The 21,152-nt window shown below is 60.8% G+C and carries 27 protein-coding genes; 16 read left to right on the top strand and 11 right to left on the bottom strand.

The annotated features are described in order from the left end of the window. Positions 1-161: 161 nt before the first annotated feature. The gene (locus K3727_20145) at positions 162-1,136 is read right to left on the bottom strand and encodes a glutathione S-transferase family protein (protein UWQ91025.1); all 975 of its coding nucleotides are present in this window, start codon (positions 1,134-1,136) and stop codon (positions 162-164) included. A 226-nt stretch (positions 1,137-1,362) separates the two neighbouring features. Between K3727_20145 and K3727_20140 the strand changes: the two genes are divergently transcribed. Beyond that, entirely contained in the window at positions 1,363-1,719 is a 357-nt protein-coding gene (locus K3727_20140; protein UWQ91024.1) for a hypothetical protein, read from the top strand. 1,382 nt (positions 1,720-3,101) lie between these two features. On the opposite strand, the gene K3727_20135 is transcribed toward K3727_20140, so the two are convergent. Continuing rightward, positions 3,102-3,647, bottom strand: coding sequence for a L,D-transpeptidase family protein (locus K3727_20135; GenBank protein UWQ91023.1), 546 nt, complete (start codon positions 3,645-3,647; stop codon positions 3,102-3,104). Between the two features lie 6 nt (positions 3,648-3,653). After that, positions 3,654-4,826, bottom strand: a complete 1,173-nt coding sequence (locus K3727_20130; protein UWQ91022.1) for a PatB family C-S lyase — start codon at positions 4,824-4,826, stop codon at positions 3,654-3,656. A gap of 97 nt (positions 4,827-4,923) precedes the next feature. On the opposite strand from K3727_20130, the gene def (K3727_20125) reads away from it, so the two are divergent. Genes def (K3727_20125) through K3727_20100 form a run of 6 tightly spaced genes read left to right on the top strand, consistent with a single transcriptional unit; the run spans position 4,924 to position 7,900 of the window. Further along, positions 4,924-5,442, top strand: a complete 519-nt coding sequence (gene def / locus K3727_20125) for a peptide deformylase (protein UWQ91021.1) — start codon at positions 4,924-4,926, stop codon at positions 5,440-5,442. 6 nt (positions 5,443-5,448) lie between these two features. Further along, a complete protein-coding gene (gene def, locus K3727_20120; GenBank protein ID UWQ91020.1) occupies positions 5,449-5,946 on the top strand; it encodes a peptide deformylase in 498 nt (165 codons plus the stop codon). Further along, positions 5,943-6,440, top strand: coding sequence for a peptide deformylase (gene def / locus K3727_20115; GenBank protein UWQ91019.1), 498 nt, complete (start codon positions 5,943-5,945; stop codon positions 6,438-6,440). The genes def (K3727_20120) and def (K3727_20115) overlap by 4 nt, the downstream gene beginning before the upstream one ends. Positions 6,441-6,495: 55 nt before the next feature. Continuing rightward, complete coding sequence (gene fmt / locus K3727_20110; GenBank protein UWQ91018.1) at positions 6,496-7,401, top strand: methionyl-tRNA formyltransferase; 906 nt, start codon at positions 6,496-6,498, stop codon at positions 7,399-7,401. A 13-nt stretch (positions 7,402-7,414) separates the two neighbouring features. Then, complete coding sequence (locus K3727_20105; GenBank protein UWQ91017.1) at positions 7,415-7,648, top strand: hypothetical protein; 234 nt, start codon at positions 7,415-7,417, stop codon at positions 7,646-7,648. A 12-nt stretch (positions 7,649-7,660) separates the two neighbouring features. Then, positions 7,661-7,900 (top strand): GlsB/YeaQ/YmgE family stress response membrane protein, encoded by a 240-nt coding sequence (locus tag K3727_20100; protein ID UWQ91016.1) that lies wholly within the window; start codon positions 7,661-7,663, stop codon positions 7,898-7,900. A 179-nt stretch (positions 7,901-8,079) separates the two neighbouring features. Here K3727_20100 and K3727_20095 read toward each other — a convergent pair whose 3' ends face one another. Both K3727_20095 and K3727_20090 read right to left on the bottom strand, forming a co-directional pair. After that, positions 8,080-8,619: a DUF5519 family protein gene (locus tag K3727_20095; GenBank protein ID UWQ91015.1), complete on the bottom strand. Its 540-nt coding sequence runs from the start codon at positions 8,617-8,619 to the stop codon at positions 8,080-8,082. Between the two features lie 134 nt (positions 8,620-8,753). After that, on the bottom strand, positions 8,754-9,584 hold the full coding sequence (locus K3727_20090) for a TauD/TfdA family dioxygenase (GenBank protein ID UWQ93470.1): 831 nt from the start codon (positions 9,582-9,584) through the stop codon (positions 8,754-8,756). Between the two features lie 91 nt (positions 9,585-9,675). On the opposite strand from K3727_20090, the gene K3727_20085 reads away from it, so the two are divergent. Further along, positions 9,676-10,581, top strand: coding sequence for a LysR family transcriptional regulator (locus K3727_20085; protein ID UWQ91014.1), 906 nt, complete (start codon positions 9,676-9,678; stop codon positions 10,579-10,581). Between the two features lie 4 nt (positions 10,582-10,585). On the opposite strand, the gene K3727_20080 is transcribed toward K3727_20085, so the two are convergent. From K3727_20080 to ispH, 5 genes are all read right to left on the bottom strand, one after another. Next, positions 10,586-11,209 carry a trimeric intracellular cation channel family protein gene (locus K3727_20080; GenBank protein ID UWQ91013.1) on the bottom strand — a complete coding sequence of 208 codons (624 nt, stop codon included), beginning with the start codon at positions 11,207-11,209 and terminating at the stop codon, positions 10,586-10,588. Beyond that, a complete protein-coding gene (rnhA, locus tag K3727_20075; protein ID UWQ91012.1) occupies positions 11,206-11,673 on the bottom strand; it encodes a ribonuclease HI in 468 nt (155 codons plus the stop codon). The genes K3727_20080 and rnhA overlap by 4 nt, the downstream gene beginning before the upstream one ends. Beyond that, a complete protein-coding gene (locus K3727_20070) occupies positions 11,666-12,259 on the bottom strand; it encodes a class I SAM-dependent methyltransferase (GenBank protein UWQ91011.1) in 594 nt (197 codons plus the stop codon). Before K3727_20070 ends, rnhA begins: the two co-directional genes overlap by 8 nt. Positions 12,260-12,289: 30 nt before the next feature. Continuing rightward, positions 12,290-12,904, bottom strand: coding sequence for a LysE family translocator (locus K3727_20065; GenBank protein ID UWQ91010.1), 615 nt, complete (start codon positions 12,902-12,904; stop codon positions 12,290-12,292). 123 nt (positions 12,905-13,027) lie between these two features. Next, on the bottom strand, positions 13,028-13,990 hold the full coding sequence (ispH, locus tag K3727_20060) for a 4-hydroxy-3-methylbut-2-enyl diphosphate reductase (protein UWQ91009.1): 963 nt from the start codon (positions 13,988-13,990) through the stop codon (positions 13,028-13,030). Positions 13,991-14,128: 138 nt separating this feature from the next. On the opposite strand from ispH, the gene K3727_20055 reads away from it, so the two are divergent. Next, positions 14,129-14,584: a c-type cytochrome gene (locus K3727_20055; GenBank protein ID UWQ91008.1), complete on the top strand. Its 456-nt coding sequence runs from the start codon at positions 14,129-14,131 to the stop codon at positions 14,582-14,584. Between the two features lie 109 nt (positions 14,585-14,693). On the opposite strand, the gene K3727_20050 is transcribed toward K3727_20055, so the two are convergent. Then, positions 14,694-15,266 (bottom strand): NYN domain-containing protein, encoded by a 573-nt coding sequence (locus K3727_20050; protein ID UWQ91007.1) that lies wholly within the window; start codon positions 15,264-15,266, stop codon positions 14,694-14,696. 136 nt (positions 15,267-15,402) lie between these two features. On the opposite strand from K3727_20050, the gene folK reads away from it, so the two are divergent. From folK to acpS, 7 genes are all read left to right on the top strand, one after another. After that, entirely contained in the window at positions 15,403-15,972 is a 570-nt protein-coding gene (gene folK / locus K3727_20045) for a 2-amino-4-hydroxy-6-hydroxymethyldihydropteridine diphosphokinase (GenBank protein UWQ91006.1), read from the top strand. Between the two features lie 93 nt (positions 15,973-16,065). After that, positions 16,066-16,419 (top strand): DNA-directed RNA polymerase subunit omega, encoded by a 354-nt coding sequence (rpoZ, locus tag K3727_20040; GenBank protein UWQ91005.1) that lies wholly within the window; start codon positions 16,066-16,068, stop codon positions 16,417-16,419. Positions 16,420-16,453: 34 nt separating this feature from the next. Continuing rightward, positions 16,454-18,586 (top strand): bifunctional (p)ppGpp synthetase/guanosine-3',5'-bis(diphosphate) 3'-pyrophosphohydrolase, encoded by a 2,133-nt coding sequence (locus K3727_20035; GenBank protein ID UWQ91004.1) that lies wholly within the window; start codon positions 16,454-16,456, stop codon positions 18,584-18,586. 32 nt (positions 18,587-18,618) lie between these two features. After that, complete coding sequence (locus K3727_20030) at positions 18,619-19,251, top strand: DUF2062 domain-containing protein (GenBank protein UWQ91003.1); 633 nt, start codon at positions 18,619-18,621, stop codon at positions 19,249-19,251. A gap of 94 nt (positions 19,252-19,345) precedes the next feature. Then, a complete protein-coding gene (locus K3727_20025) occupies positions 19,346-20,095 on the top strand; it encodes a pyridoxine 5'-phosphate synthase (GenBank protein UWQ91002.1) in 750 nt (249 codons plus the stop codon). Continuing rightward, positions 20,088-20,714: a LysE family translocator gene (locus tag K3727_20020; protein UWQ91001.1), complete on the top strand. Its 627-nt coding sequence runs from the start codon at positions 20,088-20,090 to the stop codon at positions 20,712-20,714. Before K3727_20025 ends, K3727_20020 begins: the two co-directional genes overlap by 8 nt. Beyond that, on the top strand, positions 20,711-21,130 hold the full coding sequence (gene acpS / locus K3727_20015) for a holo-ACP synthase (GenBank protein ID UWQ91000.1): 420 nt from the start codon (positions 20,711-20,713) through the stop codon (positions 21,128-21,130). Before K3727_20020 ends, acpS begins: the two co-directional genes overlap by 4 nt. Positions 21,131-21,152: the final 22 nt, after the last annotated feature.

Here is a 21,152-nt window from a genome sequence, read left to right as displayed (position 1 = left end):
GAATTCCGGAATCGGGCCGCTGTGATCCGTGTTGTTGGAGACCGGGGACGGCGGTCTCCCGCCCGTTGGTCGGGCTTTGGTGAAGCCCGCCCACCCGTTGGGCCGGGCGCTGTACAGCCTGGGCTGTACAGCGCAGTGGCGCCGGGAAACGGGCGGGGTGTTCAGCCCCGACGATGTGGTTCCATATAGTCTAGAATCGGGTTGGTCGGGATGATCCGGAACGGATTGATCGTGCTGTGGCTATAGTGATAGTGGCGCACGATATGGTGCAGGTTGACCGTCTCGGCCACCCCCGGCCATTGGTACAATTCGCGAGTATAGGCCCACAGGTTCGGATAATCCACCAGCCGTTTGCGGTTGCATTTGAAGTGCAGGTGATACACCGGATCGAACCGGATCAGGGTTGTAAACAACCGCCAGTCCGCTTCGGTGATCCGGTCGCCCATCAGGTAGCGATGTTCCGACAGGAGGTCTTCGAGCCAGTCCAGTGTATCGAACAGCGGTCCGACGGCCGCATCATAGGCAGCCTGGGTCGTGGCAAAGCCGCAGCGATAGACCCCGTTGTTGAGCGTGTCGTAGATGCGGGTGTTCACCGCCTCGATCGGTTCGCGCAACTCTTCGGGCCAGAAATCCGTCGTATTGCCCGTTACATCGTCAAATGCCGAATTGAACATCCGGATGATTTCCGAGCTTTCGTTGGAGACGATGGTGTTGCCTTTGGTGTCCCACAGGATTGGCACTGTGACCCGTGTGGTCACATCCGGCACCGCGCGGGTGTAGATCTGATAGGCATAGTCCAGCCCGGTCAGCTGATCCCCGGTGGCCCCGTGCGCGTCGGTTTCAAAGGTCCAGCCATTGTCCAGCATATCCGGGTGCACGACCGACACCGCGATATGGGGGGCCAGGGTCTTGAGCTGGCGAAAGATCAGGGTGCGATGCGCCCAGGGGCAGGCCAGAGAGACATACAAATGGTAGCGTCCGCTTTCGGCAGCAAATCCACCTGTACCGGAGGGTCCGGGGCTGCCATCTGTCGTGATCCAGTTGCGAAACAGCGCGGCATTGCGTTCAAAGCTGCCCTTGACCGTCTTGCTGATCAGATCCTGCACCTGCCATTTTCCGTCTACCAGCATTCCCATGGGTGTTGTCCTTGTGTGATGTTCGGGGATGAACATAGGGCAGCTGTGCAGGGCGGGCATAGGGCAGCCCGCGCGCAGCGGATCTGCGCCGTTGCACAGCCTGTTGCCCAGAATCCGCGATTCCGGACAACAGCCAAAGGATTCATAAAATTTCACAAAAGGTGCATTGAATTTTTGTGATTCCGAGTCACGGTTGGACTGTTGCCGAACAGGGGAAGCGCGCCAAATGACCACTTATGTTCCCAAAGAAGTGCAGGCCGGGCTCGAAGCTGCCCGTCTTGCCGGATTGAAAAAGACCAGCCGCGTGCGGGTGATGGTAGGGGATGATCTGTATCCGGTGTTGCGGCTGTGGAAGACCGGTTTTGCGGTCGAGGCCGAGGCCGTCCCGTCCTTGCGTGGATTGGTGGATCTGTATGATTCCGGCCGTCATCTGTATCAATGCCTGATCATTGCATCCGAAGAGGACGGCGGCGAGATGCAGTATGAATTCAAACGCAGCACGCTGGCCGCAGACAGGGCACCGTTGGATTTCTTTCGTGATCCCGACGCCCCCATTGCTTTGCTCGGGTCTTCTGGCGATTGATGTCAGGATGGCTGTGACCGGGCCTGTCGCGGTGCTGCACGCGGTCGGTTAGGCCGGATTGCGCGTGACAGCGGCCGGGCCGTTGGCCTCGTTGACTCCGATGCCGCGTGGCTGGGTCAAGGATATGGGTGCCGTTGGTGTCCTTGCAGATGGTCATTTTGGTGTGTGTGTGCGGTTCTGGCCGGTTTCAGGCCGGCTCCTGTGCCGATCCTGTACTGATCCCGTGATCGCTGCCTGATCCGGTCGGATTGGGTGGGGCGATGGATATGTCGACAGCAGCCGTGCCCCGTCAATGGCCCGTGCCGCTCAGCGGAGGCTCTGGTTCAGGGGCGGTCCCGATGTCGTGCGAGCATGGACAGGGGTGGGGCCTGCAAAGACCGGCATCTTTTCCAGGCGTTTGTCCAACCTCTGGCACTTGTGCGAGACAGGCACCGTTCTTTGGCACGGTATTTAGGCCGGATGAAGGTCGGATCGTTTCTCTTAGGGTCGGACCGTGAAGGAACAGGGGCACCGGCGTCTTTGTGGAGGGCCTGACGGGAGGTTCGGGCCCCGGTTTGGCCGTGGGCCCATGTGGCCGTTGATGTCCGTGGTTGGGCGAACAGGCGCGACATGCACGGTCACGTGGCGCAAGAGGACATGCAGAATTGCGCAGGGGGATTGGAGTGCGGCCGGGGTCAGCGATCTCAACCGACGCATCGCGCGGGCCTGCCCAGATGTTGCTACGCTCGGGGAAATGGCAAGGAAAGGTGCCGAGACTACGGGGGCCACAGAGGCCACAGAGACCACAGAGGCAACGCAGGCCGGGGCGGGTCTCCCGCCCTGGGCAGGTCAACCACCATGTCCGCGCGGGTTGCGATCCGGATCTGAGCGCCAGCCACGATCAACTGGTGGCACTGGGCACGAGGAAAAGGTCGCTGTCACGGCGGTGATGCGTTAGCTGCGCGGTTCTGTGCGGGTCCAGTGTGCGGTCTTGTGTGCGGGTCCTGTGTGCGGTCTTGTGTGCGGGTCCAATCCTGTTTCGAAACAAATGCCATGTCTCTCCTGTCATGTCGGCAAGCATGCGCTGCCGGGCCCTGGATGTGCAGCAAACCATGTGGCCAGCGTATCGCGTGGGTCGATGGGCCGGTGCGATGCCCATGGCATCCAGGCGGAAGTTGCCCGCCCGTTTCCATCCCCGAACCGGCGCTTTTGTTGCACAAAGGCCATCAACAAGAGCGGTATCAAACCGCGACAGCTCCGGTCGGAGCTGCCCCGACCGGCAGGGCGCCCACAGCGCATGGCCCCGCCATGCGCTGCCTGGCCCAACGGCACCTGTGGCTTCGCAGAAGCCCCTGGTGCGGGCGGGAGTGCACCGGGAATGGGGGTCCTGTAAAAAGGGTTTGTCAGGGGCGGATTTCCACTGTGGTCCCGCGATCGACCAGGGTCCACAATGCTTCGATCTCTGCATTGGTCACGGCAATGCAGCCAGCCGTCCAATCCCCTGGCAGAGTGATCAGAGATCCCAGGGAATTGGGCTGTCCGTGGATGAAGATATCGCCACCGGGGTCCTTTTGCTCGGCTGTTGCGCGGGCGATGTCCTCGGGGCGGGGATAGTTGATGCCCAAGGACAGGTGGTAGGCGCTGTTGGGGTTCTTGCGGTCTATGACAAACAGACCTTCGGGGGTCTTGCCGTCGCCTTCCTGCGATTTGTCACCGGTTGGGGCAAACCCCAATGCGATCGACGTGGTCATCACCGGTTGTCCGGCCTGCATCGCGGTCAGCCGGCGTGCGGATTTCTCGATCAGGATGTGATCGGCGCGGGCCCCCGCCTCCAATGCGGTGTCCAACATCGGGGGCGGGGTTTGTGGCACCGGACCAAGTCTGGTCCAGCCGATCCAGCCGGCCAAAAGGACGCCGATCAGCGCCACAAGACCCAACAGGCGGCGCATCACCGGTTATTGCAGATCGGCAAAGGCGTCGCGCAGCCGCGCACAGGCCGTTTCGATATTGGCGCGCTGGGTGCCGATATTGAACCGCAAAAAGGTCTCGCCGCCGGTGCCGAAGGTGGTGCCGTGGTTGACCGCGATCTTGGCCTGCTTTTCAACCCGGGCGGTGAATTCCGCCTGCTCCATTCCGGTGTCGGCAAAATCGATCCAGGACAGAAATGTGCTTTCCAAATGCATTGACTTGAGACCGGGGATTTCGGCAATGGCGGCGTCCAGCAGCTGGCGGTTACCATCCAGATAGGCGACCTGGGCATCGACCCAATCTGCGCCTTCGGGCGAATAACAGGCCTGGGCCACGAATTGCCCGACCGAATTGGGTGACAGCGCCAGCGCGGTCATCCGAGCAGAGAACCTGGCCCGCAAATCGGCGTCGGGGATGATCACGTTTCCGGTGTGCAGGCCAGCCACGTTGAACGTCTTGGACGGCGCGGTCAGCATGATCAGCCGGGGCAGCACGTCCGGGTCCACATTCGGCATCGGGATATGGGTGTGACCGGGATAGACCAGATCATGGTGGATTTCGTCCGAGATCAGCAACAGGTCGTGACGTTTGCAGAAATCGGCGACGCCCTGCAATTCGGCGCGGGTCCAGACGCGGCCGCCGGGATTGTGGGGCGAACACAGGATCACCATTTTTTCCGATCCGGTCATCTGCGCGTCATAGGCGTCGAAATCCATCTCGTAACGGCCATCGTTGTTGACCAGCGGGCATTCGACCACATCGCGCCCGGCGGCGCGGGTGACGCGGGCAAAGGCATGATAGACCGGGGTGAACAGCACCACGCCGTCACCGGGTTGGGTATAGGTGTCCAGACACAACGCGACCGCGTTGCACAGGCCGGTGGTGGTAAAGATCATGCTGGTGTCGATGTCCCAGCCGTGCCGGTTGGCCATCCACCATTGGATCGCCTTGCGGTAATCTTCCTCGATGCTGGCATACCCGAACACCCCATGGGTCACGATCTCTTGCAGGCGGTTCAGCACATGGGGTGGGGCCTGAAAATCCGTGTCGGCCACCCACATGGACACCCCTTCGTCTGCGGACACGCCATAGATGCTCTCCATCTTGTCCCATTTGGTGGAATAGGTGTTGCGGCGTTCAATCGGGGTGTCGAAATTCATAAGTCTGCTCCTGAGTGGTCGCAGGGAAGCTAGTCAGAATCGCGCCGGGTGCAAGGGGGGCGTTGCGGCGGCGCGGCCAATGGCCTAAATCAGGCGCATGAAACGTCCTATTCTGATCCATCCCGACCCGCGCCTGAAAAAAGTCTGCGCCCCTGTATCCGATCTGTCGGATGATTTGCGCAGGCTGGCCAAAGATATGCTGGAAACCATGTATGACGCACCGGGCGTGGGCCTGGCGGCCCCCCAGATCGGCGTGCTGGATCGCCTGATCGTTCTGGACTGTGTCAAGGAAGAGGGCGAAACCCCGCGCCCGCTGGCCATGTTCAATCCCGAGATCCTGGCCAGTTCGGACGAAACAAATGTCTATGAAGAAGGCTGTCTGTCGATCCCGGATCAATATGCCGAGGTGACGCGCCCAAAGACGGTGGATGTTCAGTGGATGGACCTGAATGGCAATCTGGTGACCGAAACCTTTGACGGGCTTTGGGCGACCTGTGTCCAGCACGAGATCGACCATCTGGACGGCAAGCTGTTCATTGATTACCTGAAGCCGCTGAAACGCCAGATGATCACCCGCAAGATGCAAAAGCTGAAACGCGAACGGGCGCGGGCCTGATCTGTCATGGCGGAGCTGGCGATCCTTCAGTGGCCTGATCCACGCCTGTCACAGCGCTGTGCGCCGGTGGAAAACGAGCGGCTGGATGATCTGATCGCCGACATGTTCGATACGATGTACGGCGCGCAGGGCCGGGGGTTGGCGGCACCGCAGGTCGGCGTGATGAAGCGGCTGTTTGTGATGGATGTCACCTGGAAAGAGGGGCCGCGCAGCCCGATGGTGATGATCAACCCGACGATTATGGCCGTTGAACGGGTGCCGGTGGTGATGGAAGAGGGCTGTCTGTCGATCCCCGGCGTGCTGGTTCCCGTGACCCGTCCCGTGGCTGTGACGGTGCAATGGACGGCGGCAGAAGGCGACATTCACATGGCGGATTTTGACGGGTTCGAGGCCCGGTGCATTCAGCATGAATTTGACCATCTGAACGGGATGGTGACGTTTGACCGGATCGACGCGGAGGCCCGCGCCCGGATCGAGGCGGAGTATATGGAGACATTGACATGACTGTGCGCACATGCCTGCCCTGGCCCGACAAACGCCTGCGCAGCAAGGCCGAGCCGGTGAGCGAGATCACCGATGAAATCCGGGCGATCTGGGATGACATGATCGACACGATGGAGGCGATGCCCGGCGTCGGTTTGGCGGGCAACCAGATCGGGGAGATGCTGCGTCTGGCGGTGGTCGATGGATCAACCGAGCGGGGTCGGGCCGTGCGCCTGGCCAACCCGGAGATCCTGCATGCGTCGATCGAGTTGCGCGAGCACGAAGAGGCCAGCCCCAACCTGCCGGGGGTGTCGGCCAAGATCAAACGCCCGCGCGCGGTGACCGTGCGGTTCCTGAACGACCAGGGCATGATTGACCGGCGTGATTTTGTCGGGATCGAAGCCACCAGCGTCCAGCATCAGATCGACCATCTGAACGGGCGGATGTATTTCGACAATCTGAGCAAGGTGAAGCGCGACATGTTGCTGCGCAAGGCCCGAAAGCTGAGCACATAACAGACCGGGCAGGGGTGCGTGCAAGCACACACCCTACGGCTGTGGAGGAGACAACATGCGTATCGTATTCATGGGAACGCCCGAATTCTCGGTGCCGGTGCTGGAGGCGTTGGTCGCGGCCGGGCACGAGATCGCGGCCGTCTATTGCCAACCGCCGCGCCCGGCAGGACGGGGCAAGAAGGACCGGCCCACGCCTGTCCATGCCCGTGCAGTGGATTTGGGGTTGGAGGTGCGCCACCCGGTGTCGTTGAAGACACCGGAGGCGCAGGTGGAGTTCGCGGAGCTGAATGCGGATGTGGCGGTGGTTGTCGCCTATGGGTTGCTGTTGCCGCAGGCCGTGCTGGACGCGCCGGAACGGGGCTGTCTGAACATCCATGCCAGCCTGTTGCCGCGTTGGCGCGGGGCTGCGCCGATCCACCGGGCGATCATGGCCGGGGACGGTGAAACCGGCGTTTGCATCATGCAGATGGAAGCGGGACTGGACACCGGGCCGGTGCTGCTGCGGGCCAGCACACCCATTGGAGCCGAAGAGACCACGGCTGGGTTGCATGATCGGTTGTCGGAGATGGGGGCGATCAAGATTGTCGAGGCCTTGTCGCGGCTGGATGATCTGACGCCGGAACCACAGCCCGAAGACGGGGTGATCTATGCCGCCAAGATCGACAAGGCAGAGGCCCGGATTGATTGGGCCCGGCCTGCCGAGGAGGTGGACCGCCAGATCCGCGGGCTGTCGCCGTTTCCCGGGGCCTGGACCGAAATCGACGGGCAGCGGATCAAGGTGCTGGCATCACGCGTGGCCGAGGCCAGCGGACCGGCGGGGCAGGTATTGGACGAGACATTGACAGTGGCCTGTGCCACGGGTGCGGTTTCGCTGTTGCGCTTGCAAAGGGCGGGCAAAGGCGCGCAGGATGCAGACATGTTCTTGCGGGGGTTTCCCGTGTCCGAGGGAACACAGCTCTGAGGAGGGGCGTGACATGCTCAACCTGTTTGGGACCGTGGTGATTGCGGGGATCGTCGGCTATGCATCGGAACGATCAGGGTTCACCCACAATGGCTATATCCAGTCGATCATCATCTGCGTGGGCGGGGCGTTCCTGTTCTTTTTCTTTCAGCGCATGTTTGGGTTCGGCTTTGGGTCTGCGGGGATGAATGCCATCGCGGCTTCGGTCGGGGCGCTGGTCATCGTGCCGTTCCATTGGCGCAAATAGGGGACGTGTGAGATGGGTATTATCTATCTGGTGATCATCGGGGCTGCTGCCGGGTTTCTGGCCACAAGGCTGATGAAGATCGAAGCGAACATCATCACCACCGTGGTTATCGGCATGGCCGGGGCGCTGATCGGCGGGCTGGTTCTGCGGACGCTGGCGACCGTCATGGGGTTCATGGCCGGGTTTGTCGGGGCCGTTCTGGGCGCGCTGGTGCTGATCTGGGTCTGGCAGCAGTGGGGCAATCGCCGTTAGGTCGCACAGGCCGGAGACGCAGGCTCTTTTATAAGGTTGAGGCGCGTTAGCAGCCCGGACCAGCCGGGCGTGCGCCTGTGCATCAAACGACTGCTCTGAGCCCTGAACGGACACCCGTCAGACAGATGGGCTGCCTAGCAGCGAATGACAGATTTTGAGGCTGGAGGGTCGAAATCCGCTCAGTCTTCCAATTCCCGACCCGTCACGAAGTCGTAGGATTCTCGGACAAGTCGAATGACAATATTCAACTCGAATTGGGTTGACGGAGTGAAGATCATCACAAAACCATCCCAGCCTTCGCGTTGATCCGCCCAAGGGTGCGAGACTGCCCAGCCGGATTTTATTGCGGCATTGGCCATCTCCGGCTCAAGCGATACGTGCAAAGACCCATCCGGATGGAGATGGGCAAATTCTCGGCCACCGACAATTACCTCGGGATGGGCGAGGGGCATATCGTCTGCGAGTTGGAAACCAATTGCACCTGGCAAAGAAACGCGTGTGGGTCCCAGATTGACGCCCGGAAGTTCACCGACAGCTTTCAAAAGTGCCTCTGAGAGTTCAGGAACCGCATGGATGCCGATTTGTACATGTGGAACGCCGTCTGTGGTTCTTGGGGGCGGTGTTTCGCGGGTGGGTAGTGTTTCAGCTTGAGCGAGAGCTGGTAATATCGCCATCAACGGCAGCATCACCAGCAATTGCCTGGCTCGTTTGGGTCTCATGACGGCTCGCTTTCAGAACAGGGTTTGGCTTCACGTCTGGGAATCTAGCTGGAATGGTCTCGAGCGTCCAACAAAGGGTCACCTGGAGATGTAGATGAACCTTCAAAGGCAGCTTTGCCCCGCAAATCGACCGGTTACGCCCCGGTCAGGGCGCAGCCGTTGACCGTGATGCGGTGCATGTAGCGGCGGTAGCCGTGGTAGTCGTTGATTGCCTTGTGCCAGGTGGCGCGGTTGTCCCACATGGTGATGTCGCCTGCGTTCCAGCGCACCCGGCAGTGCAGTTCGGGTTGCTGGCAGTGGGCATAGAGAAATTGCAGGAGCGCGTCGGATTCCGCCGCGGTCAGCCCGTCGATCCGGGTGGTAAAGACCGGGTTCACGAACAACCCTTTGCGCCCGCTCAGCGGGTGACGGATCACGATGGGGTGCAACACGTCCTGTGTCGCAGCATCGGCATTGGCGAGACGCCCGGATTTCACCGCTTCGCTGTCGGCGGCGGCTGCGCCAAACACGTGGCGCGAGCTGTGCCAGGCGCTGAGCCCCATAAGGAAGGTTTGCAGGGTCGGCGACAGGGTATCAAAGGCCATGCCCATCGACACGAACAGCGTGTCGCCCCCAACGGGCGGGACGTCGATGGCGCGCAGGATGGACCCCATCGCGGGTTCGTCGTCATAGGAATGATCCGTGTGCCAGCCTTCGCCGACGGCCTCGGTCTGGTCCTTTTCCTTGAGCACGGTGGCGATTTCGGGATGACCGGGGACCGGGGTAAAGAACCGGTTGACGTTGATGGTCCCGAATTGGCGGGCAAAGGTCAGGTGATCCTCGGGGGTGACGTCGGTCTGATCCCGGATGACGATCACCGAATGGGTAGCAAAGGCCTGGGCGATCTGGTCGAAATGCGCCGGGTCGCGAATGTCGGCGCCGTGGAGTTCGGCCCCGAGGCCGCCAGTCAGGGGAGAGATCTGCATCATGTCGTCCTTGGTTGATTGCAGACCAGGATAGGGCGACTTGCAGCAAAGAAAAAACTTATTAAAATTGGTGCAAAGGTAGAAAAAAGTAATGATAGACTATTCGCTGCGCCAATTGGAGTATTTTGCCGCCACGGCCCGCATGGGCAGCATTTCGGATGCGGCGCGGGCAATGGGGGTGAGCTCGGCGGCGGTGGCCTCGGCCATTGGCAAGCTGGAAGAGCTGTGCCAGCTGACCCTGTTTGACCGATTTCCGGCCCAGGGCGTGCGGTTGACGCCGGTGGGGGTGCGGTTTCTGGCCGAAGCAGAGCAGGTTCTGGGACAGGCACAAAGCCTGCGCACAACGGCACGGGCGCTGAGCGAACAGACCAGCGGACATGTGCGGTTTGGGTGCTATTTTGTGCTGGCCTATGTTTTTGGTCCGGTGCTGTTGGGGGCGCACAAGGACCGTTGGCCCCATGTGACGGTAGAGGTGTTGGAGAACCACGGTGCGGGCATGGTGGCGCAGTTGGAGCGGCGCGAGGTGGATCTGATCCTGACCTATGAGGCGGGTGTGCCCCTAGATCGGTGCGACGTGCAGCGGGTGGCGCAGGTTGCGCCCCGTGTGGTTCTGCCTGCCGCACACCCGTTGGCGCGTCGCGATGCATTGGAGCTGAGTGATCTGGAGGGCATCCCGTATCTGCAGGTCAAGGAACCGGGGATGGGGCCGAGTTATCTGGACATGTTGCAGGCGGCGGGGTTGACCCCAGACGTGGCGCTGGTGTCGCGGTCTTATGAAATGGTGCGATCCTGTGTGGGCAAAGGGTTGGGGTTTACGTTGATGGCGTTTCAGCCGCCCAACAGGCACAGCTATCATGGCGACGCTGTGGTCAGTGTTCCACTGCGCGAACCGTTGGGGGTGTTGCAGATTGTATTGGCGGCCCAGAAGGGCGAGATGGACACGCCAGTGGTGCGCAATTTTGCCGATCTGTGCCGGGAGGTGCTGACCACCGGCTAGGGTGTTATTGACGCGGGGGGCGGCTTTTGTAGACCGGGATGTGCCAGCCAAAGGCGATGGACCCAGCCCGCAGAACCCAGCAACTGGCCGCGCAGGTCAGCAGCGCCGGTTGCACCGGCAGGCCGAACTGAATGGCGGCAACTGCCGTGATGGCCCCGACCATGGCGCAGGACACATACAGTTCGCCCTGCTTCAGAACCAGCGGCACGTCGTTGCAGACGACATCGCGCATCAGCCCGCCCATGCAGCCGGTGGTCATCCCCATCAGAACCACGATGATTGACGGCTGGTCCAGCGCCAGGGCCACGCCGGATCCGGCTGCGGCCGCGATGGAGAGGGCAAAGCTGTCGAGCCAGACCAGCCAGCGCATCCGGCTTTCGACCCGGTGCGCGGTAAAGAACACGGCTACGGCAGCGAGCACGGCAATGATGATATGGGTCGGATCGGCAACCCAGAACACCATGTCCCTGTTCAGCAGCAGATCCCGCACCGTGCCGCCGCCCACTGCGGTCAGGCAGGCGACAAAGGCGAAACCGACCACATCCAACTGTGCCCGGCTGGCCACCAGCGCACCGGTCAGGGCAAACACCAGGACCGACGCATAGTCGAGCAGAGCCAGGATCGTCATGCGCTTTTGGCGGGTTTCTTGAACGGGGCCATGCCGGCGCGGGCCAGTTCGTCCGCGCGTTCGTTTTCCGGGTGGCCTGCGTGGCCCTTGACCCATTCCCAGGTCACGGTATGGCGGCGTTGCGCTTCGTCGATGCGTTGCCACAGTTCCACGTTCTTGACCGGTTTCTTGTTCGAGGTTTTCCAGCCGTTGCGCTTCCAGCCGTGGATCCAGCTGGTTACGCCGTTTTTCACATAGGCGCTGTCGGTGACAATGGTGATGACCGATGGGCGCGACAGGCTTTCCAGCGCGTGGATGGCGGCCAGCAGCTCCATCCGGTTGTTGGTGGTGTCGGGCTCGCCGCCCTGGAGTTCGCGTTCCTTGATCACGGTGTCGCCGTCCATGGCGCGCAGCAAGGCACCCCATCCACCGGGGCCGGGATTGCCGGAACAGGCACCATCGGTATAGGCATAAAGATCAGGCATGGGCACGCACCACCATCCAGTCGGCAACGGCTCCATCCAGCCCGACCCCGGCACCAAAGGCGTGATCCACAGGTGTAAAGCCAGCAGTCTGCAACAGCCCGTCCAATTCGTCCTGCGTGTAATAGGTATAGAGGCGCCCAATGGCGTCGCGTTTTTCGCCAGTGCCGGTTTTCAGACCGATATGCAACATGCCACCGGGTTTCAGCGCGCTGTGCAGGGCGCTCAGGTGATCGGGCATGTTGGCGCGCGGCGCGTGCAGCAGGCTGAAATTGGCCCAGACCCCATCATAGATCCCGTCGCCGGAAATCTGTTCAAAGCTGGCCTGATGGGCGCGGACGCCGGGGTGCTGGTCTGCCATGGCCACCATTTCCGCCGAAGCATCGGTGGCCGTGACGGTCAACCCGGCCCGGGCCATTGCGGCCGCAGAGGTGCCCGGTCCACAGCCCAGATCCAACACGTGCCCCCCTGTGGGGATCGCGTTCAGGAAGGCATCCAGATGCGGGTCGTCCTGATTGTGGGCATCGGTCATTTCGGCGTATTTCGCCGCCTGATCGTCGTACACTCGAATGGTTTCCGGATCGCTCACCACGGTGCTCCTGTTGTCAAGGTTGAAGGGTCATGCGCGTTCGGCTGCCAGGCGCACGGCGAGCCCGGCAAAGATCGCGGCAAAGCCCCGGTTGAGCCAGCGCAGCACAGTGTCGGAGCCAAGGATATACGTGCGGGCGGCAGCGGCAAAGCTGCCATAAAGGGCAAAGACAACAAAGGTCAGCGCCATGAAGATCGCGCCCAATGTCGTCATTTCCAATGTCGCGGTGACCGGGTTGCCGGACAGAAACGGCGGCAGCAGGGCCAGAAAGAACACCGAGAGTTTTGGGTTCAGGATATTGATCAGCGCCCCGCGCTGGGCAATGCGTGGCCCGGATTGGGTGGTCTTTTGCGACGAAATCGCCAGCGCCCCGCCGGATTTCAGCGCCTGCCACGCCAGATACAGCAGATAGAGGACACCCGCGAATTTGACGATCTGAAACACCAGCGCCGAGCTGTGCAGGATGGCCGCCAACCCCAGAGTCGCCGCCGCAAGATGCGGCACAATCCCGATGGTACAGCCCAGTGCCGCCCACAATGCCGCCCGACGCCCCTGGCCCAACCCCAGCGCCAGCGTATAGATCACGCCGGTCCCGGGGGCGATCACAACCACCAGAGCGGTCAGAAGGAAATGCGCTGAAATCACGATGTTCTCCGGGGCAGGTCGGGGCAGTTAACGGCTGAAAGCACGCTCTGTGCCCACCATAAGGAGCCCCCTGGGATTAGGCCAGTCTGTGGGGCTGGGTCATGCACAAAGAGGAGCCGCTGGTCACGCGGGGGTCCGCAGCACGCGGGGGACTTTGAATTCGACGGATTCCACGGCTGTTTCCACCATCTCGACAGTCACCTCGTACCGGGCGCGAAAGGCGTCGATGACTTCGTTGATCAGCACTTCGGGCGCCGAAGCCCCGGCGGTGATGCCGATGCTGGTGATCCCGTCCAGCGCGCGCCAGTCGATGTTTTCGGCCCGTTGGACCAATTGGGCGTATTTGCACCCGGCCTTGGCACCGACTTCGACCAGACGGCGAGAGTTCGACGAATTCGGCGCACCGACGACCAGAATGGCATCCGCCCAGGGGGCGATGGCCTTGACCGCTTCCTGACGGTTGGTGGTGGCGTAGCAGATGTCTTCCTTGTGCGGGCCGACGATGGTGGGAAATTTTGCGTGCAGGGCGGCGACGATGCCTTTGGTGTCATCCACCGACAGCGTGGTCTGGGTGACATAGGCGATGCGGTTTGGATCGCGCACCGGGACGGTTGCGACGTCTTCGGCGGTTTCCACCAGCAGGACTTCGCCCTCGGGCAGCTGGCCCATGGTGCCGACGGTTTCCGGGTGGCCCTTGTGGCCGATCATGATCATCTGCAACCCAGCTTCGGCGTGGCGCTGGGCTTCGATATGGACCTTGGACACCAGCGGGCAGGTGGCGTCGACATAGACCATATTGCGCCTGTCGGCTTCGGCGGGGACGGATTTTGGAACGCCATGGGCGGAAAAGATCACCGGGCGATCATCGGGGCAATCCTCCAGCTCTTCGACAAAGATCGCGCCTTTGGCCTTGAGCCCGTCGACCACGAATTTGTTGTGCACGATTTCGTGGCGCACATAGACCGGCGCCCCCCATTTTTCGAGCGCCATTTCCACGATCTTGATGGCCCGGTCTACGCCGGCGCAGAACCCGCGCGGCGCTGCGAGCAGCAGAGTCAGGGCAGGTTTGGAATCTTGCGATGTCATGGCGGCGCCTCCTTGATGGCCGAGAGGTAAGACTTTGTGCTGGCAAGGTCCAGTGGCTTGGGCTTATCACCGGGATGTTACTGGAGCTTCCTGCGCCGGAAGGCGCTAGCGACGCGGCATCAAAAGTCGGGGATACCTATGACAAGATCAATGATCATATTGGGATGCTTGAGCATCGCGGGGGCGGCCGCGCTGCTGGTGCAGGTGCGGAGCGAGGCCTCCGCCGGGGGGGTGCCCTATACGGATCCGGCCGCCGTTTTTCAGGGGGCGCAGCTGTATGAGGAAAACTGTGCCTCGTGTCATGGGGATGCCCTGCAGGGCGAAGCCGATTGGCGCAGCCGGGATGAGGAGGGGTATCTGCCCGCCCCGCCGCATGATGCATCGGGGCATACCTGGCATCACCCTGATGAACAGCTGATCGCCATCACCACACAGGGGACCGAGGCCATCGTCGGCAATGGCTATCGCAGCCGGATGATCGGGTTTGGCGACAGTCTGAGCGCGGATGACATTCTGGCGGTGCTGGCCTTTATCAAGAGCACCTGGCCGCAGGACATCATTGACCAGCACAATCTGATCAATGCCGAGCGATAACGGATCTATCGCGGCTCAGAGCCAGCTCTGAACCGGGGCGGCAAGTCGTCACTATCGGAGAGTCGGCGCGATAATGTGCAGGCGCGGGGGGATAAAGCCGCGCCTGACGTTATTGAGCAGATGCCGCGACGCTGCGGACTTCGTCGGGAAGCTCGCGTGGCGGACGTCCGATGACTTCGCGCAGCTCTTCGAGCTCGATGAAGTTGTCGGCCTGCCGGCGCAATTCGTCCGAGATCATCGGCGGTTGGCTGCGGATGGTCGACACCACCGAGACACGCACACCTTGACGCTGCAGGCTGGCAACCAGCGGCCGGAAATCCCCATCTCCGGAAAACAGCACGATGTGATCAACACGAGGGGCAAGTTCCATCGCGTCCACGGTCAGTTCGATGTCCATGTTGCCTTTGACTTTGCGTCGGCCCATGCTGTCGGTGTATTCCTTGGCCGGTTTCGTCACCATGGTGAACCCATTGTAATGCAACCAGTCGACAAGCGGGCGAATTGGCGAATATTCATCGTTCTCAAGCAGAGCCGTATAGTAGAACGCGCGCAGCATCTTGCCGCGGCGCATGAATTCCTGGCGCAGGAGCTTGTAGTCGATATCGAATCCCAGCGCTTTTGCGGCGGCATACAAATTCGACCCATCGATGAACAGCGCAAGCCGTTCGTCTTTGTAAAACATAATTTTCCCTTCCGGTACAAACCGGTCCGCCGTTGTTCCGTGAGTGAGTAATAAAATATTGGCAGTCCAGATTGGCATAATGTAGGTGAAAAACCTGCTAGGGCAAGGTCCATTGATCGGGAAAGGGAACGCAAAAATGACCGAATTCCGGTCAAAAGCGCTGATTGCGCTTGGGGGAAACCTCCCATCTGACGTTGGTTCGCCGCAGGAAACGTTGAGTGCGGCGATATCACGGCTTTCAGAATATCAAATTGACGTGAGGGCGATCAGCCGGTTTTTCGCCACCCCCTGTTTTCCTGTCGGGGCCGGCCCTGATTTTGTGAATGCAGCGATTGCCGTCGCATATGATGGCACGGCGGCACAGCTGCTGGCGCATCTGCACACGGTCGAAGCCAGCCTGTTGCGCAAGCGCGATCAGAGGTGGGGTGTGCGCACCGTCGATCTGGACCTGTTGGCAGTCAACCAGATGATCCTGCCGGACGTCGCAGGGTTTCAGAGCTGGCTGGATCTGCCGATGGACCAGCAAACGCAAGTGGCACCAGACGAGTTGATCCTGCCGCATCCCCGCATTCAGGACCGGGCATTTGTCTTGGTCCCGTTGTGCGATATTGCGCCGAACTGGCGTCATCCGGTGCTGGGTCGGACGGTCTCGGATCTGTGCGCGGCGCTGCCGGTTGACGAAATCAACGCGGTAAAGCCAATTTGATCTGTGCGAGGGCTGGATTTCCGCCTTGTCAAGGGAAAGATTCGGGCTTACATACACCCCTTCTGGACCAATTTTCTTTTCTGGAGTGTCCCAATGGCCCGCGTAACAGTTGAAGACTGCGTAGACAAAGTTCCTAACCGGTTTGAACTGGTAATGCTGGCGTCCCATCGGGCGCGTGAAATTGCGGCCGGTGCCCCGGTGACCGTGGACCGTGACAACGACAAGAACCCTGTTGTTTCGCTGCGCGAAATCGCGGATGAAACCCAGACTGCGGATGATTTGCGTGAACGCCTGATCGAAAGCAACCAGTCGCAGATCGAAGTCGACGAACCCGAAGAGGATTCGATGGCGTTGCTGATGGGTGCGGAATCCGACAAGCCGGTTGAAGACGACATGTCCGAAGAAAAGCTGCTGCGGGCATTGATGGAGGCCCAAGGCCAGGGCTGACCGCGCAAAGAACACTCAAGGATGCGGACCGGAAATGATTTCATCTGAAGACCTGATTGCGCTGGTCCGCAATTACAATCCAAAAACCAATGCTGAACGATTGGCGCTGGCCCATGAATTTGGCGAACAGATGCACGAAGGGCAGACCCGCCATTCGGGTGAGCCCTATTTCACGCATCCTGTTGCGGTTGCCGCGATCCTGACCGAACAGCGTCTGGATGATGCCACCATCATCACCGCCCTGCTGCATGATACCATCGAAGACACCAAGGCGTCTTATGGCCAGGTGGCGGAATTGTTTGGCAAGGAAGTTGCCATGCTGGTCGATGGCGTTACCAAGCTGACCAACCTGCAACTGTCGAGCCGGGAAACCAAGCAGGCCGAGAATTTTCGCAAGCTTTTCATGGCGATGTCCAAGGATCTGCGGGTCATTCTGGTCAAACTGGCCGACCGTCTGCACAACATGCGCACGATCAAGGCAATGCGCCCGGAGAAACAGGCGCAAAAGGCCCGCGAAACCATGGACATCTATGCGCCTCTGGCGGGGCGCATGGGGATGCAATGGATGCGCGAAGAGCTGGAAGATCTGGCGTTTCGGGTGCTGAACCCCGAAGGGCGTCAGTCGATCATCCGCCGGTTCATCACCTTGCAGCGCGAAACCGGCGATGTGATCCACCGGATCACCGGGGACATGCGGTCGGAACTGGAAAAGGCCGGGATCGAAGCCGAAGTGTTCGGCCGGGCCAAGAAACCCTATTCGATCTGGCGCAAGATGCAGGAAAAGGAACAGGGGTTTTCGCGCCTGTCCGACATCTATGGGTTTCGCATCATCACCGAGAGCGAAGAAGATTGTTACCGAACCCTGGGCGCGATCCATCAACGGTGGCGGGCTGTGCCGGGCCGGTTCAAGGATTACATCAGCCAGCCCAAGACCAACGGCTATCGGTCGATCCACACCACGGTGTCGGGACGCGATGGCAAACGAGTCGAAGTGCAGATCCGCACCCGGCAGATGCATGACGTGGCTGAAACCGGTGTGGCGGCGCATTGGTCCTATCGCGACGGGGTGCGCACCGAAAACCCGTTTGCCGTTGATCCGGCGAAATGGATTGCCAATCTGACCGAACAATTCGATGCCGAGGAAGATCACGAGGATTTCCTCGAGGCGGTCAAGCTCGAGATGTATTCGGATCAGGTGTTCTGTTTTTCTCCCAAGGGCGACGTGGTCAAGTTGCCTCGGGGGGCGACGCCGATCGACTATGCCTATGCAATCCACACCCGGATTGGTCATGCCTGCGTCGGGGCCAAGATCGACGGCATCCGGGTGCCGCTGTGGACCCGGCTGAAAAACGGTCAAAGCTGTGAGATCATCACCGCCGAAGGCCAGACCCCGCAGGTGAGCTGGTTGGAGATTGCCGTGACCGGCAAGGCGCGCACCGCCATTCGCCGCGCCCTGCGCGAAGCGGACCGTGAACGGTTTGTCAAACTGGGGCGCGAATTGGCGCGGGTCGCATTCGAGCAGGTCAACAAAAAGGCCACCGACAAGGCGTTGGATACCGCGGCCAAGAACATGCGTCTGAGTGGACGCAATGAGCTTTTGGCGCGGCTGGGCAGCGCCGAATCCACCGCGCATGACGTGATCCAGGCGGTGTATCCTGATCTGGCACCCGACGAGGGCGAACAGATTTCTCCGCGCCGCGCGGTGATCGGTCTGGAACCGGGCCAAAGCTTTGAGCGGGCACCCTGTTGCCAGCCCCTGCCGGGGGAACGCATCATCGGCATCACCTATCGGGGCCGGGGCGTTGTCGTTCATGCGGCCGATTGCGATTCTCTCAGCCGTTACGAAGAGCAGCCTGAACGCTGGGTGGATCTGCATTGGAATGCCGGGACCCATCCCGCCGTCTATGGCACCACGTTGGATCTGACCATTGGCAACGATGCGGGTGTGCTGGGACGTATTTGCACATTGATTGGTGAGAAGAAGGCCAATATCAGCGATCTGGAGTTTTTGGATCGCAAGCCGGATTTCTATCGGCTGAGGACAAATGTCGAATTGAGAGATGCCGAGCAATTGCATTCTCTCATGCTGGCATTGGAAGCAGAAAGCGATGTGGCTGCGGTCGAGAGATTTCGTGAAACGGTGTCGCCTGCTCCGGCGGCGCGATAGGTCGAAACAGGATCAATTAGAGGGCGACATCGTTGGTTTTCAGACGCCGAGACCGTCGCTCCGTGTTGCGCACAATATGGGAGTTCCTCTGGCCCCGCGGTGGTTGGAAGCGTGCGTTCCTGTATGTCAAACACCGGGTCCGCCGGCTCCCTGATTCACCGCAACGGATTGCTCGGGGTGTCTGGGCCGGGGTGTTCACCACCTTTACGCCGTTTTACACGATGCATTTTCTGGTGGCGGCCCTGATCGCACGCGGCATGAATGGCAATATTCTCGCGGCGCTCAGCGCGACCTTCTTTGGCAATCCGCTCACCTATGTTCCGATTGGTGTCGTGTCGCTGAAAACGGGGCATTTTCTGTTGGGGACCGAATTCGATGAAACGGTCGACAAATCACTGGTCGGAAAATTCGTCGATGCCAGCAAGGATCTCGCTGACAATCTGCTCGCCCTGATGATGGATCGCCCTGCCGATTGGGAAGGGTTGAAGCTGTTCTTCAACGAAGTGTTCTATCCCTATCTGGTGGGCGGGCTGATCCCCGGTGCGATCACCGCCACGGCGGCCTATCTTCTGACGCTGCCGCTGATCGCGGCCTACCAGAAACGGCGCCGGTCCAAGATCAAGGCGAAATTCCAGGCCATCAAACGCAAGGCTGAAGAGCAGTGATGCGGAATCGCTGAGGGTCGGGGCGGAAAACTGGTTTCACCCGCCCGATTTGCATCCTAATGTCGGCGCATAGCGGATCAGAGGAGCTGTGTGCATGTCCGGGAATAAACTGCGTTTGGGCGTGAATATCGACCATGTTGCCACGGTGCGAAATGCACGCGGCGGGGCCTATCCCGATCCGGTCCGGGCGGCCATCCTGGCCGAGCAGGCGGGCGCGGACGGGATCACGGCGCATCTGCGCGAAGATCGCCGCCACATCGTTGATGCGGATATCGAACAGTTGATGGATGCGCTGAGCGTGCCGTTGAATTTCGAGATGGCCGCGACCGAGGAAATGCAGCAGATCGCGCTGCGTCATAAACCCCATGCGGTGTGCATCGTGCCGGAAAAGCGCGAGGAACGGACAACCGAAGGCGGGTTGGAAGTGGCGCGCGAAGAGAACCGGCTGGCCCATTATATCGCGCCGCTGCGGGACGCCGGGTGCCGCGTGTCGATTTTTGTCGCAGCCGAACAGAAACAGATCGAAGCCGCGCATCGCATCGGTGCCGAAGTGGTGGAGTTGCACGCCGGGGCATTCTGTGATGCCCATTCCGAAGGGCGGTTTGACGATCGCGACCGCGAGTTTGAGGCGCTGCGCAACATGTCGTCCTTTGCCCATTCATTGGGGTTGGAAGTGCACGCAGGGCACGGGTTCACCTATGATTGTGTGAAACCGGTTGCGGCTTTTCCAGAGGTCATGGAACTGAACATCGGCCATTTTCTGATTGGCGAGGCGATTTTTCAGGGATTGCAGCCGGCGATTGCCGAAATGCGTCGTCTGATGGACGAGGCGCGTAATGGATAGCGCCCAATATCTGATCCCTGTCTGGGCGATCATAACCGGATGGATCGTTGCGGGCGGCAGCCCGGGGCCAACCAATATGACCATTGTTGGCACGTCGATGTCATTGGGGCGCGGTCCGGGGCTGTTGGTGTCCAGTGGCGTTTTGGTCGGATCGGCCACCTGGGGTATCGCGGCGGCATTGGGGTTTTCCGCGATCATGATGTCCAATGTCTGGGTGTTTGAAACCGTGCGTTATGCCGGGGCGGCCTATCTGTTGTATCTGGCGGTGAAGTCGCTGCGCTCAGCCTGGCAGGGGGGATCGGTTGTGCCCGTTAAACCCTCTGGCCGGTCGCTGTTCACCAAGGGGATCCTGTTGCATCTAACCAACCCAAAGCCGGTTCTGGCCTGGGGGTCGGTTTATGCCATTGTGCTGGCCCCTGGTGCGGAATGGGCGACTGTCTGGCAGCTGTTTGGCACTTTGATCTGTACGTCTGCGTTTGTGTTCTGGGGCTATGCGTTGCTATTTTCCTGGGCCCCGGTGGCGCGGGTTTATGCGCGATCACGGCGGTGGTTTGAATTGACATTTGGCCTGTTGTTCGGCGCGGCCAGCATCAAGATCCTGACCCTGCGGCTGACATGATATTGGGCATCGGCACCGATCTGGCGAACATCGAGCGTATCCAACGAACGCTGGATCGGTTCGGGGATCGGTTCCGCAATCGGGTGTTCACCGAGACCGAACAGCGCAAGGCGGAACGCCGCCGGGATGTGGCAGGGACCTATGCCAAACGCTGGGCCGCCAAGGAGGCCTGTTCCAAGGCGCTGGGCACGGGCCTGCGGATGGGAATCGCCTGGAAAGACATGTCGGTCACCAACCTGCGCAGCGGTCAGCCGGTGATGCATGTGACGGGATGGGCGGCGGATCGATTGGCCAAGATGACACCGCCCGGACACAAAGCGGTCATTCACGTGTCCCTGACCGATGATCACCCCTGGGCCCAGGCCTTTGTCGTGATCGAGGCGCACCCCTGCGCTGGTGATCCTGCGTCGCCTTGACTTCGGCCCTTTGGCCCCGCAT

Source organism: Rhodobacteraceae bacterium M382 (assembly GCA_025141015.1).
Taxonomy (GTDB): Bacteria; Pseudomonadota; Alphaproteobacteria; order Rhodobacterales; family Rhodobacteraceae; genus Aliisedimentitalea; species Aliisedimentitalea scapharcae.
Note: the sequence above shows the minus strand (reverse complement) of the source record. Positions and strands in the feature narration are given on the sequence as shown.

Bases quoted from the DNA above. Each gene is read 5' to 3' on its own strand.
- def (UWQ91019.1), top strand. From the start codon at position 5,943: ATGACTGTGCGCACATGCCTGCCCTGGCCCGACAAACGCCTGCGCAGC.
- K3727_20090 (UWQ93470.1), bottom strand. From the start codon at position 9,584: ATGCAGATCTCTCCCCTGACTGGCGGCCTCGGGGCCGAACTCCACGGC.
- K3727_20145 (UWQ91025.1), bottom strand. From the start codon at position 1,136: ATGGGAATGCTGGTAGACGGAAAATGGCAGGTGCAGGATCTGATCAGC.
- ispH (UWQ91009.1), bottom strand. From the start codon at position 13,990: ATGACATCGCAAGATTCCAAACCTGCCCTGACTCTGCTGCTCGCAGCG.
- K3727_20050 (UWQ91007.1), bottom strand. From the start codon at position 15,266: ATGTTTTACAAAGACGAACGGCTTGCGCTGTTCATCGATGGGTCGAAT.
- rpoZ (UWQ91005.1), top strand. From the start codon at position 16,066: ATGGCCCGCGTAACAGTTGAAGACTGCGTAGACAAAGTTCCTAACCGG.
- K3727_20095 (UWQ91015.1), bottom strand. From the start codon at position 8,619: ATGAGACCCAAACGAGCCAGGCAATTGCTGGTGATGCTGCCGTTGATG.
- K3727_20135 (UWQ91023.1), bottom strand. From the start codon at position 3,647: ATGCGCCGCCTGTTGGGTCTTGTGGCGCTGATCGGCGTCCTTTTGGCC.
- K3727_20140 (UWQ91024.1), top strand. From the start codon at position 1,363: ATGACCACTTATGTTCCCAAAGAAGTGCAGGCCGGGCTCGAAGCTGCC.
- K3727_20035 (UWQ91004.1), top strand. From the start codon at position 16,454: ATGATTTCATCTGAAGACCTGATTGCGCTGGTCCGCAATTACAATCCA.
- K3727_20100 (UWQ91016.1), top strand. From the start codon at position 7,661: ATGGGTATTATCTATCTGGTGATCATCGGGGCTGCTGCCGGGTTTCTG.
- K3727_20130 (UWQ91022.1), bottom strand. From the start codon at position 4,826: ATGAATTTCGACACCCCGATTGAACGCCGCAACACCTATTCCACCAAA.
- K3727_20105 (UWQ91017.1), top strand. From the start codon at position 7,415: ATGCTCAACCTGTTTGGGACCGTGGTGATTGCGGGGATCGTCGGCTAT.
- rnhA (UWQ91012.1), bottom strand. From the start codon at position 11,673: ATGCCTGATCTTTATGCCTATACCGATGGTGCCTGTTCCGGCAATCCC.
- def (UWQ91020.1), top strand. From the start codon at position 5,449: ATGGCGGAGCTGGCGATCCTTCAGTGGCCTGATCCACGCCTGTCACAG.
- K3727_20025 (UWQ91002.1), top strand. From the start codon at position 19,346: ATGTCCGGGAATAAACTGCGTTTGGGCGTGAATATCGACCATGTTGCC.
- folK (UWQ91006.1), top strand. From the start codon at position 15,403: ATGACCGAATTCCGGTCAAAAGCGCTGATTGCGCTTGGGGGAAACCTC.
- K3727_20020 (UWQ91001.1), top strand. From the start codon at position 20,088: ATGGATAGCGCCCAATATCTGATCCCTGTCTGGGCGATCATAACCGGA.
- K3727_20080 (UWQ91013.1), bottom strand. From the start codon at position 11,209: ATGACGATCCTGGCTCTGCTCGACTATGCGTCGGTCCTGGTGTTTGCC.
- fmt (UWQ91018.1), top strand. From the start codon at position 6,496: ATGCGTATCGTATTCATGGGAACGCCCGAATTCTCGGTGCCGGTGCTG.
- acpS (UWQ91000.1), top strand. From the start codon at position 20,711: ATGATATTGGGCATCGGCACCGATCTGGCGAACATCGAGCGTATCCAA.
- K3727_20055 (UWQ91008.1), top strand. From the start codon at position 14,129: ATGACAAGATCAATGATCATATTGGGATGCTTGAGCATCGCGGGGGCG.
- def (UWQ91021.1), top strand. From the start codon at position 4,924: ATGAAACGTCCTATTCTGATCCATCCCGACCCGCGCCTGAAAAAAGTC.
- K3727_20085 (UWQ91014.1), top strand. From the start codon at position 9,676: ATGATAGACTATTCGCTGCGCCAATTGGAGTATTTTGCCGCCACGGCC.